Annotated in this window: 14 protein-coding genes; 8 read left to right on the forward strand and 6 right to left on the reverse strand. The window is 45.9% G+C overall.

Going from position 1 to position 16,926, the window contains the following annotated elements; translation table 11 throughout:
* Positions 1-602 precede the first annotated feature (602 nt).
* Together ACVBIK_RS03495 and ACVBIK_RS03500 are read right to left on the reverse strand one after the other, a co-directional pair.
* Entirely contained in the window at positions 603-2,741 is a 2,139-nt protein-coding gene (locus ACVBIK_RS03495; RefSeq protein ID WP_447159054.1) for a sensor histidine kinase, read from the reverse strand.
* Between the two features lie 27 nt (positions 2,742-2,768).
* Positions 2,769-4,151: a sigma-54-dependent transcriptional regulator gene (locus ACVBIK_RS03500; RefSeq protein WP_447159139.1), complete on the reverse strand. Its 1,383-nt coding sequence runs from the start codon at positions 4,149-4,151 to the stop codon at positions 2,769-2,771.
* A gap of 276 nt (positions 4,152-4,427) precedes the next feature.
* On the opposite strand from ACVBIK_RS03500, the gene ACVBIK_RS03505 reads away from it, so the two are divergent.
* From ACVBIK_RS03505 to moaA, 6 genes are read left to right on the forward strand one after another with little or no spacing between them, the layout of a single operon-like run.
* Positions 4,428-5,240, forward strand: coding sequence for a substrate-binding domain-containing protein (locus ACVBIK_RS03505; protein WP_447159055.1), 813 nt, complete (start codon positions 4,428-4,430; stop codon positions 5,238-5,240).
* A complete protein-coding gene (locus tag ACVBIK_RS03510) occupies positions 5,237-5,944 on the forward strand; it encodes an ABC transporter permease (protein WP_447159056.1) in 708 nt (235 codons plus the stop codon). The genes ACVBIK_RS03505 and ACVBIK_RS03510 overlap by 4 nt, the downstream gene beginning before the upstream one ends.
* A gap of 16 nt (positions 5,945-5,960) precedes the next feature.
* Positions 5,961-6,719 carry an ABC transporter ATP-binding protein gene (locus ACVBIK_RS03515; RefSeq protein WP_447159057.1) on the forward strand — a complete coding sequence of 253 codons (759 nt, stop codon included), beginning with the start codon at positions 5,961-5,963 and terminating at the stop codon, positions 6,717-6,719.
* A gap of 52 nt (positions 6,720-6,771) precedes the next feature.
* Positions 6,772-7,374, forward strand: coding sequence for a molybdenum cofactor guanylyltransferase MobA (mobA, locus tag ACVBIK_RS03520; protein ID WP_447159058.1), 603 nt, complete (start codon positions 6,772-6,774; stop codon positions 7,372-7,374).
* An 8-nt stretch (positions 7,375-7,382) separates the two neighbouring features.
* Positions 7,383-9,182 carry a bifunctional molybdopterin-guanine dinucleotide biosynthesis adaptor protein MobB/molybdopterin molybdotransferase MoeA gene (locus ACVBIK_RS03525; RefSeq protein WP_447159059.1) on the forward strand — a complete coding sequence of 600 codons (1,800 nt, stop codon included), beginning with the start codon at positions 7,383-7,385 and terminating at the stop codon, positions 9,180-9,182.
* A 20-nt stretch (positions 9,183-9,202) separates the two neighbouring features.
* Positions 9,203-10,189, forward strand: coding sequence for a GTP 3',8-cyclase MoaA (gene moaA, locus ACVBIK_RS03530; RefSeq protein ID WP_447159060.1), 987 nt, complete (start codon positions 9,203-9,205; stop codon positions 10,187-10,189).
* A gap of 179 nt (positions 10,190-10,368) precedes the next feature.
* Here moaA and ACVBIK_RS03535 read toward each other — a convergent pair whose 3' ends face one another.
* From ACVBIK_RS03535 to ACVBIK_RS03545, 3 genes are all read right to left on the reverse strand, one after another.
* Complete coding sequence (locus ACVBIK_RS03535; RefSeq protein ID WP_447169119.1) at positions 10,369-11,187, reverse strand: chromosome partitioning protein ParA; 819 nt, start codon at positions 11,185-11,187, stop codon at positions 10,369-10,371.
* A gap of 765 nt (positions 11,188-11,952) precedes the next feature.
* Positions 11,953-12,114, reverse strand: coding sequence for a hypothetical protein (locus tag ACVBIK_RS03540; RefSeq protein WP_447169120.1), 162 nt, complete (start codon positions 12,112-12,114; stop codon positions 11,953-11,955).
* 401 nt (positions 12,115-12,515) lie between these two features.
* Positions 12,516-12,770, reverse strand: coding sequence for a hypothetical protein (locus tag ACVBIK_RS03545; protein ID WP_439267530.1), 255 nt, complete (start codon positions 12,768-12,770; stop codon positions 12,516-12,518).
* Between the two features lie 565 nt (positions 12,771-13,335).
* On the opposite strand from ACVBIK_RS03545, the gene ACVBIK_RS03550 reads away from it, so the two are divergent.
* Both ACVBIK_RS03550 and mutM read left to right on the forward strand, forming a co-directional pair.
* A complete protein-coding gene (locus tag ACVBIK_RS03550) occupies positions 13,336-13,788 on the forward strand; it encodes a hypothetical protein (RefSeq protein ID WP_447159064.1) in 453 nt (150 codons plus the stop codon).
* A 119-nt stretch (positions 13,789-13,907) separates the two neighbouring features.
* Entirely contained in the window at positions 13,908-14,759 is an 852-nt protein-coding gene (gene mutM, locus ACVBIK_RS03555; RefSeq protein ID WP_447169121.1) for a bifunctional DNA-formamidopyrimidine glycosylase/DNA-(apurinic or apyrimidinic site) lyase, read from the forward strand.
* Positions 14,760-15,200: 441 nt separating this feature from the next.
* Here mutM and ACVBIK_RS03560 read toward each other — a convergent pair whose 3' ends face one another.
* The gene (locus ACVBIK_RS03560) at positions 15,201-16,922 is read right to left on the reverse strand and encodes an ArnT family glycosyltransferase (protein WP_447163142.1); all 1,722 of its coding nucleotides are present in this window, start codon (positions 16,920-16,922) and stop codon (positions 15,201-15,203) included.
* Between the last annotated feature and the right edge of the window lie 4 nt (positions 16,923-16,926).

Raw genomic sequence — 16,926 nt, forward strand, 5'->3', positions numbered from 1 at the left:
GCAAACCCAAATGAGAATGATTATTGTTAACTTGCGTTCCAAAACTCGGATTAACACATAAAGTTCTCATCATCTTTATCTGCAATAGAGTTTTATTAAGCACGACATTGCTCACACACTCTTTGTGGCCAGGATTATTTCCTGGCTATTTTTTTGAGTTAAGTTCAAAGAAATACATATTTCAGTCTGGAACTGAGTGGGTTTTCAATGTAAACAACGAAAGCTAAAACACTGTTTTAAATTAAGTAATATTTATTTTTGAAATAATTACGATTTGATTGGTTATTGTACTTGCAAGATCAAATGATAATGATTACTATTTGCATGCGTTCCGAAACTCGCTAATACTTAAAGGCATCTCATCTCCTTAAAGTTTGAGTTTTATTAAGCACGACATTGCTCACACACTCTTTGTGGCCAGGATTATTTCCTGGCTATTTTTTTATCTGTCATTCAGTTGTGCTGAGATTAATACCTGCATGTAGGCAAGCAACACCGCATTGGCCATACTCTTTAAAAGGCCCTGTTCAAGCGTTCTACTGAAACACTCTTGTTTAAGAGCTCTGAGCAAGAGCTCTTGTTTAAGCGATCTGATTAAGCAGCTAGTCTTTCGACATATCGCTATGCTTACCGCTAAACTGCAAGCCTTCATAGGGAGTATTACTCTGGTCTTCGATGGCCTTATGGTACAAACCAATAGTAAACAAGCTGCCCTTGCCTACTGTAGAGCTCACCTCAATGGTGCCACCAATACGCTTAATAATGCCGTAACTCAGCGATAAGCCTAATCCAGTACCATCTTTACGCGTGGTGTAAAAAGGGTCGAAAATACGGTTAAGCTCTTCCTCTGGAATACCCTTACCTTCATCTTCGACTTCAATTTTCACTCCAACTGGCTCGCCATGCTGCACCCAGTCATAGGTACGGATCCAGATTTGGCCTTTACCGTTCATTGCATGGGCGGCGTTTACCACGAGATTAATAAGCACTTGCAGCAGTTGCGGGCGGTTCACCTGAATGGGATAACTCGCATTGAGTTCTTGGTTAAGCACCACTTGCTGCTTTTGAATCGAGTGGCGCACTAATACCAGCATCTCTTCGATAATGGGGGTGATCTGGTGCATCTCTAACGGGGCGTTAAACTCCCCTGGACGGCTGTATTGCAACAAGCTGCGGATAATGGTGCTAATACGACCCACTTGCTGGATCACTAGCTCAATCTCTTCTTCAACGTCATCAGCTCTATCGCCTAGCTCGTATTTAAGCAATTCCATATTGCCTAAGATCACCGCTGTCGGGTTATTGATCTCATGAGCAATACCCGCTGTAAGCTCACCCAACGCGGTCAATTTTTCATTGATCACCAACTGTTGTCGAGTCTCATTAAGCAGTGCCACATTAGCTTGTAGCTCTTCAGTTTTTTCTTGCAAGCTGCGAGTACGCTCTTCAACTTTAACTTCTAACTGCTCGGCTGCGGCTTGAATTTGGGTGTTGCGTCGCTGCAGAAGATCCAGCATGCGATCAAACTGCTCTGCGAGGTTAGACAGCTCATTGCCACTGTCTAGACCCAATGATCCTATGCGTAAATTACGACCCGATTGCACCGCCTTTACCACATGGTGAATACGCTCTATCGGTTGCAATAAGCTGTAGGCACCGCGATAAACCAGCCAACCAGAGACCAGCAACACCAACATCAAGATAGTCCCGAGCTCAATAATGTTAAGCAGGTAATTATGGATAAACGGCGACTCAGAAAATCCGGTATAGATCATACCGATACGCTTACCGTTAATATCTTCTAGTGGTGAATAGGCTGAAATAAACCAATCGTTGAAAACAAATGCTCTATCGACCCAGAGTAGGCCTTGATTAAGCACCTTTTCGCGCACTTCAGATGACACCAAACTGCCGAGTGCTCGACCTTGTTTGTCATCCCCTTGAGGGAAGAAATGCAGCGGAACGTTGGTACTGATGCGGATATTATCGAGGAAGATGGTGACAGTACCGATTGAGCGTTCTGGTAATGTGCCCTTGTCGTACACTAAGTCGCGAATGTGATCGACGATACGGGTGTCACGGTTAAGCATGATACCGCCATCTAAATACCAGGAAACGTTGCCATTGGTATCAGCAACGGGCAGCAAGCTTCTGCTTAACAGGCCACGTTTTTCTAAATGTTTACTGGGTTCTTGTGCCCGCAATGTCTTCATTACAGTCACTTGGGCTCTGTCGGCGAGTTCAGGGTCTATGCGGGCTAAACGGCTTGGTTCGAGTACCATTAAGCCAGAGAAAGGTGCCACGCCTTCGATGTGGGGAAGCATCTGCCTTAAATCGGGATCGGCCGCGGCTTCAGACACACTAATCAGCCGTAAAAAATCTAAGTTAAGATCTTTTTTGGCCTGGTCTAAAACCTGCTGCAGATTATTGCGCTGTTGCTTGGAGTCATTACCAATTTGGCGAAAATCATTCTGAAACGGCCAGGACTCCATCACCAACTCAAGCTGTTTTTCTTGATTATCCTGGACGGTAATTAGAGTGCTGTTTGCCACGGTCAAATCGGCTTTGACCTTCATAAACAGCTGCTTACCTGTGTAGCTTATATTCCAATATATGGTAATAAAAACCAAACTGACTAAGGTTAGTAAGATAGGCAACAAGGTTAAAATCAAGATGCGATAACGCACCTTAGCCTGCATTTGCTGCCAACTCACACCAAACATATTGGAAAAAAACGACACAGCTACTCCCCTAGAGCGATCTCATTGTTATTCTTCTTTATCGGCTTCGCCGCCGAACCACTCTTTGTATTTTCTATCTAGCGTCTTACGTGACACACCTAAATCGCGCGCGGCGGCTGATTTATTACCACCATGCACATCAACAACACGTGTCACATGGTCACGCTCAACGTCTTTAAGCGCCCATTGTAATGGATAACCCGACTCAACCAGCATTTCAGCCTTAGGTTGTGCTTTCCAGTACTCGGCGGGTGGCTTACCTAACAAAATGCAGCGTTCAATCATATTGCGCAATTCACGAATATTACCTGGCCATTCGTGTTGTTGCAGCTTTAATAGGTCTTCATGACTCCAGACCACCTCTTTTACCCCCAACTCTGCTGCCAACTGGCAAGTAAAGTGATGGGTTAGCTCAACGATATCTTCAGGGCGATCGCGCAGTGGCGGGATCACGATATCGAGCACGTTAAGACGGTAGTACAGGTCACGTCTAAAGTTGCCGGCTTCAACTTCTTCCGACAATTTACGGTTAGTTGCCGCCAACACGCGCACATCGATATTAATTTCTTTCTCGCTACCCACAGGACGAATGGTGCGTTGCTCAAGTACGCGCAATAATGCCGTTTGCATCTTAAGTGGCATTTCACCGATTTCGTCGAGGAAAATTGTACCACCTGAGGCAAAGCTAAATAAGCCTTCTCTGTTACCTTTTGCACCGGTAAATGCGCCCGCTGAATGACCAAACAGCTCACTTTCTAATAGCTCTGGTGCAATCGCGCCACAGTTAACGGGCACAAACGGCCCCTGGCGACCACTAAGAATATGCAACTGTCTGGCGACCAGCTCTTTACCCGTACCCGATTCGCCCTCAATCAACACCACGGCGTTGGTTGGCGCGACGCGTTCGATAATATGCTTCACTTCCGTCATCGCATCGCTTTGACCAATGATGGTCGAGGATTGGTTAAATGACACCTCTCGGCGCAGCATCAGATTTTCACGCTTAAGCAAGCGACGTTCAATACAGCGGTCAACCGCCTTCATCATCTGCTCTAAATGGAAAGGCTTCATAATGAAATCAGACGCGCCAGCTCGTAGTGCCTTGATCGCCACATCCATATCGGCATAGCCCGTCATAAAGATGATATCAGAGCGGCGTTCTTGATCGTTGAGCGCCTCATGCCATTCAATACCTGAACGACCGGGTAGACGAATATCAACAATTAACAGATCAAAATGACAGCGCGAACGCAGTTGCTCAGCATCTTCGACGCTGGACGCGGTTTCGACTAAAGCAAACTTTTTAGCAAGCGCTTTCTTTAAAAAGCTGCGCATGCCGGGTTCATCATCAACGATCAGTACAGATACTGCAGAAGGAAGTGGCTTCATATTATTTATTCTCTGTCCCACCTTGTCTGTCTGAGGGACAATTTGACTCATTATGCATCAAGTCTAACATCTAACCCGTTCAAATAGGTCACTATGAACCATGTAATCGCGATCTTGGGACATAATGTCTGTGCTTTTTTTGCCATCAACGCGACCAAGATCACACATGAGTTACAAATGTGAACTGAAATAACGCAAACCAAGCATGGCATCAAACTTGCTTTTAAGTCGATTGAATTCGATTTCAATCAGGTGCTCAGGTATCGAGTAGCCCATTTTATTTTCCAAGGAGTAAAAATGCTAAACCTTAAACGCGTTATTGGTCTTGCGGTTACCGCTGCGCTATTTGTTGGTATGCCAGCTCAAGCTAACGAAGTCATTAAGCTTGCTACCACGACTAGTACTGAAAACTCAGGTCTACTGAAGAATTTATTACCAAAATTTGAAGCTGAAACAGGCTACCAAGTACAAGTTATTGCAACAGGTACCGGCAAAGCCCTTAAGCTTGCTCGCCAGGGTGACGTGGACGTTGTGATGACTCATGCGCCAGGCGCTGAAGCAAAATTCGTTGAAGAGGGTTACGGCCGTCTACCACGTGGCATTATGGAAAATGACTTCGTAGTGCTAGGCCCAAAGAACGATCCTGCTCAAATTCGTTCAAGCAAAACCGCTGAAGAAGCCTTTGCTAAAATCGCTAAATCAGGTGTACCTTTTATCTCACGTGGTGACAACTCCGGCACCAACATGAAAGAGCTGCTTATTTGGAAGAATGCTAATATTACTCCAGAATTCAAAGGTTACACTGCAGTTGGTCAAGGTATGGGCAAAACGCTACTAATGGCTAGCGAATTAGAAGGTTATACACTATCTGACCGTGGCACTTTTGTTGCTTATTCAGGTAAAATAGATCTAGCAGTAGATTTTGATGGCGGTAAAGCACTGGCTAATCCATACCAAATCATACTCATCAGTGAAGCTAAGTACCCAACACTAAACCACAAGGGTGCTAAAGCATTGAGCGACTGGCTGATCGGCGCTGAAGCGCAAGGCATGATCAACAATTATAAAGTTCAGGGAGAACAATTGTTCAAGGCAACATATAGCGAATGAATGAAGGCTGGTTAGCCCTTATACAGCAGGCATTAAGCCTGCTGTTTTCATTGGACCCAGAAGTGTGGTCCATTATAGCTGTTTCTTTTTCAGTCTCATTTGCGGCTTTAGCGATCACGCTATTGCCTTCTATGGTGCTGGGCTTTCTGTTGGCCTTTACTCGCTTTCCTGGCCGCTGGTTAGTCACCAATCTAATCCAAACCTTGCAATCTATTCCAACAGTTGTCATCGGCCTGCTGGTCTATCTGCTGCTAACCCGCATGGGTCCCCTTGGCGATCTCAAATGGCTGTTCACCCAAAAAGGCATGATTTTAGGCCAGATGCTAATTTGCGCTCCAGTATTAGTTGCCATGAGCCAAGCGGCTTTTACCAGTGTCGATCGCCGTGCATGGGAAACCTCTCGAACACTAGGTGCACCAGCATTAAGTGCCATCTGGGCAGTCTGCAGAGAACTTAAAGTTCCACTATTATTAGCTATTGTTGCCGCGTTTAGTCGTATATTGACTGAAATTGGTTGTTCGATGATGGTCGGCGGCAATATTGCTGGCGTCACACGTAATATTCCCACCGCAATTGCACTGGAAACCAGTAAAGGTGACTTTGCCCAAGCGATTGCACTCGGACTTGTACTACTCGTTCTAGCACTCATTTTAAACTTTGCTCTAGGTACACTTAGAGGCAAAGCCGAGCCGAGGAGTCATTAAACAAATGGCATCTATCATGGCAGCGAAAACAGCAAGCAATAATACAAAAGCGGGTGCGAGGATCATTGCACAGGATCTTGAGATGCGTTTTGAAGGCAAGCATCTGTTTAGCGCTGCTAAATTAGTGTTTGAACAAAACCGTGTCATTCATCTACAAGGTGACAACGGCTGCGGTAAAACCACCTTGATGAAATTGCTCGCAGGCTTTATTCAGCCAACATCGGGGACGATTCAAGCCCAAGGCTTTAGCATTGCCCCCTGGTGGCGTAGCAACTCTATCACCGGCAAGGCCATTTATTTGCACCAGCACCCTTACTTGTTTGAAGGTAGCGTGTTGTATAACTTGACCTACCCGTTAAGATTCTTACACGCAGATACACAGCTTCTCAAAGCTCGAACCGAGCAAGCGATCGACAAAGCGCAGTTGCGCCACCTGTTGACCCAAGCCGCTTCTAGCCTGTCTGGCGGAGAAAAGCAGCGCTTAGCGATTGCTAGAGCTTGGATTATCCAGCCCAAGCTACTGATGCTAGATGAACCGACCTCTAATATGGATAAACACTCGCAACATTTAGTTTTGCAGATGATTAGCGACTTAAAACAGCAGGGAACTGGCATGTTAATTAGTAGCCATCAGACTTGTATGTTAACCAAAGTATGCGATCATGCTTGGCTGATTAGCGATAAAACCATTACCACCGATACACTTTGCGCACTTAAAAGCAGTAATGATGCGCAGGCTGAGTTTTCAGCTAATTTGAACGTATCGCTTGGGTAACTTAAATGAGCAAGTTTTAAGTAAAACTGCAATAAACAATAGGGTAACAGTGATGACAGCACGAGTTGATGCAGTAATCCTTGCTGGCGGTATGGCCAGACGCATGGGTGGAAACGACAAAGGTTTAGTCGAGCTAGAAAATCAGCCGATGATTAAACATGCTATTGATCGGATAAAACCTCAAGTTAAGGAGATCCTGATCAACGCAAATCGAAACCAAAACCGTTATTCTGAGTTTGGTTTTAAAGTGATCAGTGACCAAGATAGCGGCTATTTAGGCCCACTAGCTGGCATGATCACCGCAATGAGCAATACCGATGCAGAATATTTACTGGTCGTTCCTTGCGATTGCCCACTGTTACCAACAGATTTAGTCGCTAGAATGCTAGCGAAATTAACGGCTGAAGATGCCGAGCTCGCTGTGGCGAGTGACGGTAAACGCGAGCAACCTGTCGTCATGCTGCTCAAGCCAAGTTTACGTGCATCCATGAAAGCATTTTTAGATGCTGGCGAACGCAAAATCGATTTTTGGTACGCCAAGCATCACTATGTGGTCACCGAGTTTTCAGATCAGCCAAATGCATTTGTAAACGTGAACACACCAGAACAAAAACAGCAGCTAGGTGAAGCCATAGCTAATGAAAAAAATCACTAGAGGTGTAAATGAGCATACCTTTTACTAATCCGTTATCGATTCCTGTACTCGGATTCTGCGCCTACAGTGGCACAGGCAAGACCACATTGTTAAAGCAATTAATCCCTGAGCTTAATCGCCGAGGTGTGCGACTCGCAGTCATTAAGCATGCTCATCATAACTTCGACGTCGATATTCCAGGTAAAGACAGCTATGAAATGCGCAAAGCAGGCGCAAAGCAGATGCTGGTTGCCTCTCATGTACGCTGGGCGTTAATGACTGAAGACGCCAAAGACGGCGACCCTGAGCTACCACATTTGCTGAAACAGATTGAAGCCGACAAGGTTGATATCGTCCTCGTTGAAGGTTTTAAAAAGCTCGAACTGCCTAAAATTGAACTGCACCGCGCCGCTCATGGCAAGCCTTTCATCCATACCAATGATGATAATATTCAAGCCATTGCCTGCTGTGATGACACAGAATTACCCAGCGAACTACGCCGCTTAGACATCAATAATATTGAGCAAATCGCTGACTATGTGGGTGAGTACATTGCCGCATGGAAGCCATGCCCGGTTGATTTGCCGATGGCGCCAACCTGTGGCTGCGAGTTAGATAACAGCAGCACGCTGTCAGTGCGACAAGGTATCGATAAGATTTTATCTTACGTTAAGCCGGTAACCGCAACAGAAGCGGTTGAGCTTGATGAACTAGAGAACCGTATCCTTGCAAGCGACGCCATTTCACCTGTCGATGTGCCACAGCACACCAACTCAGCAATGGACGGTTACGCCTTTAAACTGAGTGATGACAGCAGCGCAGCGTACAAGATGGTTGGCGAAGTGATGGCTGGCCACGCTTACAACGGCACCATTGCCGCTGGCGAAGCCGTGCGCATTATGACAGGCGCACCATTGCCAGCAGGAGCAGACACGATTCAGCTACGCGAGCTTGCCAACGAGCAAGATGGCGAAGTGCGTTTTGAAGGTGAAATGAGCCTAGGCCAGCACGTACGCCAAGCGGGTGAAGACATTGCTCAAGGTGCAACAGCCCTTGCAGCCCACACTCGCTTGCACGCTGCAGAGCAAGGTTTACTCGCCTCACTTGGCTTTGGTGAGTTACCGGTATTTAAACGTCCAAAAGTTGCCGTGTTCTCAACTGGCGATGAAGTTTGCCAGCCAGGGGAGCCATTAAAGGCTAACTGCATATTCGATTCTAACCGCTACACCATCAAGTCGATGGCGAAAAAGCTAGGTTGTGAAGTGATCGATTTAGGCATTATTCAAGATTCAGAAGCGGCACTGGCGCAAGCGTTAAAAGATGGCGCCGCGCAGGCAGATATTGTGATCAGTTCAGGCGGTGTATCAGTCGGCGACGCCGATTATATTAAAACCGTACTTGAACAGGTCGGACAAATTAACTTCTGGCGCATCAATATGCGTCCGGGTCGCCCACTAGCCTTTGGCCAAATCGACGATAGCTTATTCTTCGGTTTACCGGGTAACCCAGTAGCAGTAATGGTGTCGTTCTTACAATTTGTACAGCCAGCAATTCGTAAGCTTGCAGGCGAGCAAAACTGGGCACCGGCTATGGTACCCGCGATTACCGACAAACCGCTGCGCAGCCGTACTGGCCGAACAGAGTTTACCCGCGGCATCTATCATTTAGCTGCTGACGGCAAGTTACATGTAACCACAACAGGTGCTCAGGGCTCAGGGATGCTTAGCTCAATGGTAAAAGGAAACTGTCTCATCGTAATAGGCGAGAAAGATGACCAGTTAAATCCAGGTGACACAGTTTATATTCAACCTTTTGCCGACCTTCTATAGAGGTCATGTAGGTAGTTAGTATGAGTTTAATCGTTGACACTTTTGGTCGCACGGTAGAATACCTGCGCCTATCAGTCACTGATCGCTGTGATTTTCGCTGCGTGTATTGCATGAGCGAAGATCCCTGCTTTTTAGGCAGAGAGCATGTGTTAAGTCTGGAAGAATTAGCTTGGGTTGCCCAAGCTTTTACCGAACTTGGCGTAAAGAAAATCCGCTTAACCGGCGGTGAGCCGTTAGTGCGCACCGACTGCGATCAGCTAGTGAAGCTATTAGGTAAGTTACCTGGGCTTGAAGAGTTGTCGATGACAACCAACGGCTCGCGTTTAACCCGCTTCGCGGCAGAGATGCATGATTCAGGGTTAAACCGACTCAACATCAGCCTAGATACGCTAAAGCCGGATCTGTTTACCACGCTGACCCGTAACGGCAAAGTTGACCGCGTTATCGCGGGTATCGACGCCGCCATTGCAGCGGGCTTTAAAAAGATTAAGATCAACGCGGTGATTTTGCGTGGTCAAAACGATGATGAAGTCTTAGATTTAATCGAGTTTTGCCGCGAGCGAGACCTAGATATCGCCTTTATCGAAGAGATGCCGCTTGGCGTTATCGACGAGCGCAAGCGCAGCCGCCATTGCAGCAGTAAAGAGATCCAGGACATTATCACCGAGCGTTACCCGCTTATCGCCTCAAACCGCCGTACAGGTGGACCTGCGCGTTACTTCACCATGCCCGGCAGCGACATCCACGTAGGTTTTATCTCGCCACACAGCAACAACTTTTGCCACGAATGTAACCGCGTCCGCGTCACCGTAGAGGGCAAACTGTTACTCTGCTTAGGCAACGAAAACTCGGTCGACTTAAAAGCGATTGTACGCGAGTTCCCCGGTGACATCGAAAAGCTTAAAGTAGCGATTCTAGACGGCATCCAACACAAGCCCAAGGAACACCATTTTGACCCCAACGGCGAAACCCAGATCCTGCGGTTTATGAATGCAACGGGCGGTTAACTGTTGCTTGAACAGTTAGTTTTCGCTTGTTGGTGGTTTGATGTTTTCTGCAGCCACATAGTTTGACTATTAGCTTGGAGTTAGCTATACGTTAGACACAAAAAACCCGACGCAATGTCGGGTTTTGTTTTTAAAGTCACATTACGTAGTTATGGGGCTAACGAAAAACTTTGGTTGGCTTATTTACTCTCAAATAGGCTGTCAAACGCCACATTCATTCTGTGAATATTATTGTTTAATGCATCAACAAATGTTTGAGAGTTTTGGTCATTTTCAAGTTCGGCTCTAAGGGCTATTGCCATAGGAGGCAACAATGATAAAAGGCGACTATGCTCGCTAATGCACTCTTTTGCGAATGCCATATATAAAGGCTTTAGTATTTCTTCCTGCTCTTTTTGACTGTCTTTGCTCCGCCTAACAATAATTTCTTGTGCTTCATAACTCTTCTGTAAGTAATCAAAAGTTGCCTGATTATTATTTCCTTGAAGATTGAGCTCTTTCATTATCGAAATTAGTCTATCTTTCTCTTCGTTAGCGGTATCGATAGTTGATTGATATATTTCAATTGCTTTGCTGTGGTCTAAAACCAACGTTCTACTTTTCATTAACTTGAGTAAAGATTCAGCCGTTTCAGCTGAATAATCTAAAATAGCTGCAACTGAGTCTTCTTTAGCGACTAAATAGGACTTGGCAACAATTCCACTATGTTCAGACAATTGAATTTCAATGTCTTTTTGTGTGAAATCCAAATTCATTAATTTGGGGACGCCCCCAAGAACATCAGCAAAAGATCTTGCTACGTTTAAAAAAACCTCTTTCTTTAAAGCTAGTTTTTGTTCAGATTGATACTTTCGTTGTTCATGCTCAAGTAAAGAGGTTTGTCTTTTTTCATTACCTCTATTTGTCCATAAAACACCTAATAATGTGAGAACAGAAGCAATTATTGCGCTCCAAATTACATTAGGAACTTTCGAAATAAACTCAATGATAAATTCCATATATATCCTTGGGGAAACTTAAGATCTTATTGAACAATAAATTGAATAGTGTTGTTATCTCGTCTCACTTTTCGAGTACTACTTTTGCGTCTAAACAAAATACGTTTAAAGAATATAACCTATTGTTTTAAAATATAGAATAATATTAATAGCCTCATAACAGATACATCTTAAAATCTTTTTAAATTACGATTACAGTAGCTTAACCTGGACTATCAATGACCTCATATCGTCATTACTCTCAGCCTGAATTTGATGTAACCAATTGCCTGCAGCAGGCGTATGTGCAGATACTTCTGAGGCTCGCTTGTCGTCATCCCTGACCGCTCAACGAAAACATCCATGTTTTCGACGGCCTCAGCCGCATCTACACCGGGTTAGAAAAGCTGGAAACTTTCAGTTCTGAGTTCTCAATATAAAAACAAAAAACCAAGAGGCTCACCTGTAGTTACAGAAAACACTAGATCCCCATCGGAGTTGCCGAAATACGGAAATGAAAATGCCGTGGAGCCATCATGGATGATGGTTCAGGCTCAGCGGGACATGGATGTCCCATCTGAGCCGTTAGGCGATTTTTATTGGAGTATGAGGATCAACAACTTCGTCGGGGCGTCATGGTGGATGCAAGGAGGATAAGGACGAGCAGTCCTCCTTGCCCGGGTGTGGGATGGAATCCCACGACGTTAATTGTTAGACGAAGTCTAACTTAGAAGTCAGGCGCAGCCTGATGCACTACCAATGTGAAGCGAAGCACCACGACCTTTATCAAGCGCAGCTTGAAATCCACCATCTGTGGTTCCAATGACCTGCGGTCAGCGTATGTGCAGACACTGCCGCGACACGCTGCAAGTCCATCCATGGAAGCTCGACCATGACGTCCATGTCATGGACGGTCACGGCCGCATCTGCACTGGGTTCGAAAAGCACAACCTTTCAACCTCTGCGTTAGACCTATAAAAAGACAAAGAAAAAACAAAGACACTGCAAGACCAACAACGACTCAAAGGTTACAGAAAACGCCAACTCCCCATCGGAGTTGCCGAAATACGGAAATGAAAATGCCGTGGAGCCATCATGGATGATGGTTCAGGCTCAGCGGGACATGGATGTCCCATCTGAGCCGTTAGGCGATTTTTATTGAAGCATGAGGCCCGTATCTAATGCATGTAACTTCGTCGGGGCGGCAGGGGTGATCCAAGAGGGGATTGCTGTTGATCCCCTTTTGGCCGTGTGTGAGCTGGAAGCTCACGACTTTAATTGTTAGACGAAGTCTAACTTAGAGGTCAGGCGTAGCCTGATAGATTAAGCAAAAACGAGCAAGAGTCTCGCTACTCAAACATCTGATGACTCTTAATCAAAGTACAAGACGGATCATCTTCCCGCTTATTGATATTAACCAATTGGTAAGACGCTTTAATCTCTTTACCAATTTGCTGGTTTACCGATTCAACACCATTCGCCTCAACAGCTTTTAGGTAAGCCTGCATTAATTCACGGTCATTCTGAATAATCAAAAAAATTTCGTTAGATAACTTCTTATTTAGCTTCTGCACAGCCAATTGAGCAATTTCTTTAGGTAACATGATTGTTCTCTGCAAGTATCAGCTAGGTCGCTGATTTCATGTTTATTAAGCGACTATCCATCGAAAAAAATGAAATAGATTAACAAGCAGAAACCACTATTTCCCCATCGAAGTTGCCGAAATACGTTGAAGAAATAGTCGTAATGCCCCCACGGATGTGGGCATAGCTTTCGCGGGACAGGCCGTTCCTAGGCATTCATGCCTTCACGGCATTTGTGAATCCATTCACATCAGATGTCCCATCGGAAGCGTTAGGCTATTTCGAATAAGTACGAGGCCCGTATCTAATGCATGTAACTTCGTCGGGGCGGCAGGGGCGATCCAAGAGGGGATTGCTGTTGATCCCCTCTTGGCCGAGTGTGAGCTGGAAGCTCACGACTTTTATCAAGCGAAGCTTGATTGATTTAATAGTTAGACGCAGTCTAACTTAAAAGTCAGGTGCAGCCTGATGCACCAAAAAGTGGTAAATGACGGTACACCCACCGTTAGCATAATTTGTGGTTCCACCCACTTGCAGATACACTTATCAGATCCCCTAAATAAAACAAAAAGCTGAATTCCCAACATGGCTTTCTCTCGAAAAAAGTGGAACACCATCATCATCCTCGCATCTATTTTGATGATTTCAGTGCTTACCGTCATTGACGATAACAGCAAAATAACGCCACTGCAGACTCAGGCACTCTTCGACAAAGCTGCGCCGCTATCCCAGTTACAATACGGTGAGCTTTGGCTGCAAAAACGCCAGTCTGGTTGGCAATGTAGCAGCGAAGTGCTCAACTGTTTAGAGTGGTCTAATGCGTGGGAACAAGTGCATATCTCGGCACTCACCGATAATCCTGAAACTTCAGGCGAGCCTATAGAGTTGGTGATCCAGGTCGATGACCTGATTGATGCACAGCTGTGGATTTTATTTAGTGAGCAAGGCTTGCTAAAGTCACCTGCTGGGAATTGGTATCAGATCCCAGCAAGTTTACGTGAAAGCTTAATCCCTATTGTTCGTGCTCAAGCAAACTAAGCTAGTAATTTAGGCTAGCAATCTAAGTGCGTAATATAGGCTCGAATCCTGAACGTAAAGTAAGTTCGTCGTATCGCGAAATTCAAGCCATCACTAAATAACCATAAAAGAGAGAATACATGCCGGAACTCCCCGAAGTTGAAGTCACCAGGCAAGGTGTATCGCCTTACCTTATTGGTAATGAAGTGACTGACTTAATCATCCGTAACCCTTCACTTAGATGGCCAGTCCCCGACATTGCTAAGCAGATTATCGGCCAGACCATTCGTAATGTACGCCGCCGTGCTAAGTATCTGCTGATTGATACGGATGCGGGAACCACCATAGTGCATTTAGGCATGTCGGGTAGCCTTCGTATTCTGCCCGCCTCCACGCCAGTGGAAAAGCATGATCATATTGATCTGGTGCTCGCGAGCGGTAAAGCCCTGCGCTTTAATGACCCAAGGCGCTTTGGTGCTTGGCTATGGTGTGAACTGCCTGAACAAGCTCACCCGTTATTATCAAAACTGGGCCCTGAACCACTCACTGATGCTTTTAATGCCCCCTACCTACTTGCAGCCTTGGCCAATAAGAAAAAGGCCATAAAACTGTGTTTAATGGACAATCATATCGTGGTTGGCGTGGGTAATATTTACGCGAATGAGGCGCTGTTTGCCGCAGGCATTCATCCACAGACTGAAGCTGGCAAAGTCGATGCAGAGCGTATTACTATTTTGGTTAGCGAAGTGAAACAGATCTTGGCAAGGGCGATAGAGCAAGGTGGTACGACTTTAAAAGACTTTACTAATGCCGATGGCAAACCGGGCTACTTTGCGCAAAAGCTGCATGTTTATGGGCGTGGCGGCGAGACCTGCACTCAGTGCGGACATATGCTGAGTGAAATAAAGCTTGGCCAGCGGGCGACGGTTTTCTGTAGCCTTTGCCAAAAGCTTTATAAGAAGGTACGAGAGCGTTCGCAAGCTCACTTCTAGGACCTAGGTTCTAGGACGGGCTGCGCCCTGCGAGGAAAAGCAAATGCAAAAGCCAAAACCGTAGCTTTAGCTTTGCTTAGCTTTTACGGCTTTTCCATCTTGACTTGTACCGTCTTAGCTTTTCCTAGGACCTTTTTAAACCGTCTTAGCCTTTCCGTAGGTCGGCATTTATGCCGACAAATCCTATATAAAACAGAATTGATGGGCTAAAGCCCAACCTACATATAGAGAACATACTTTCCCGGCTTTTCCGTCTTCGCTTGAACCGTCTCAGCTTTTCCTAGAACCTAGGAACTAAGCTCTAAATCCTAGGACCTGCTTTTCCTAGAACCTAGGAACTAAGCTCTAAATCCTAGGACCTTATTTAAACCGTCTCAGCTTTTCCTAGGACCTAGGCTCTAAATCCTAGGACCTGTCTTTCCTAGGACCTAGAACCAAAGATCAATCCATCCACCGCCCTGGCGTCGGGGTGAAATACTGATAACGTCTATCTGGCTCGGCGCATGTCGGTAGCAAATTATCTTTGCTTAACAATACCCAATCATCGCGATGAGCGACGCCCATGCTTTTCGCACCAGTAAAATCAAAACAGTTAAGCTGTTGATGATCGCCGACTAAGATAAAGCGCTTATCGCCTTCATGCATCCACTGCCATGCATTTCGCTCTTGCTGCTCAAGCGGGGCAAGGTAGCTAAAGTGGGTAATATCAACAGGAGAGAACAAGATAAACTGTTCTTTAAATTTAACTAAGCCAAGTTGACCATCTGGGCCTATCGCCTTAGCAGCGTTAGCCATTAAGGCTTGCGGCGTACGCATAGGCTCTAAAATGCTATAACCCCATGTGCTCATCACAATCCATGTCAGCGCTAGGCTAATCCCCATTCTCACCATGGCTTGTGAGCGGCGCAGCGTAATGAGCACAGCAAACCAGATAAAACCAACCGTCAGCAACAGATAGCCCATATGCGTTAAGTCAGCCGAATAATCGGCCATCGCCTTAACAACGACGGGATGATGAATTAGCGCCAAAATACCCGCTGTGGTAAACACTAAGCCAAGCAACCAAAGTAAGCCTGTTAGGCCCCACTCAAACCAACGCTTAGGCTCTGTACCTGTAATAATCGCCGATAACGCGAGTGCGAGCATTGGCAGTGCAGGCAAGATATACACGCCTCGCTTACCCGGACTGATACTGAAGAACACGATTACGAGTACCACCCAGACCAACAATATGGCAATGGTAGGCTCGGCTTTAACCTTGGCGACAAAGCGTTGCCAGTGAGCCACTATCAATAGCGGCAACGGGAACCACATTACAGGTATCACACTCATCAAGAAGTAATACCAAGGCTCAATATGGTGCCAAGCATTAACGTATCGCTCACCGGTTTGCTTAAACAAAATATTGTTTTGATACTGAATTAGCTCCGGGGTGCCTTGGCTTTGAACAATCAGCACCATAGGCACCAGCCAACAGGCAATCACCGCCAACATGGCCAATGGCCCTGCCAGGCACCACCATTTAAGGCGGCCTTTAAATAGATCTTTTTGGATCAGCGCATAAGCGATAATCGGGATCAGCATAAGTAGTGGTAAGAAACCCACACCTTTGGTAATAACCCCTAGCCCCATAAATGCCCAGCCAGCAAAATACCAGCGCCAATGGGGCCCCGTCATAAAGTGACGCAACAAACCATAACAGCCCAAGGTGATCCAACACATCACCATGGCATCGATTTGCGCGTTTTTACTCTGAATTAAAAACTGCGGTGCCAACATCAACAGCAGAGCGGCATTACGGCCGACACGTACATTCCACAGTCTTGAACCTAGGTCATAAACGAGGAATAGTGTTAAAAACCCTGCTAATGCATTGGGTAGCAAGAAGGCGACTTTTAAGCTGCCTGTCAAGCCATAAAACAGCGCGATTGCCCACATAAATACGGGCGGTTTATCAGGGTAAAACTCCCCTCCGCGCTGGGGGAAAAACCATTGACCTGAATCCACCATCTCTCTGGCGACTTCGGCAAAACGGGGTTCATCAGCAGGCCAAGGCGAACGCCAGCCAATGCCGACAAGCAAAATCACTGCTGCAAACAGCAGCAGCATGCTCAGCACTTGATAATAGTCATCACTATTGAATCGTTGTTGTAGCGATTTCAATACC

It is taken from the genome of Shewanella sp. 125m-1, from assembly GCF_052977065.1.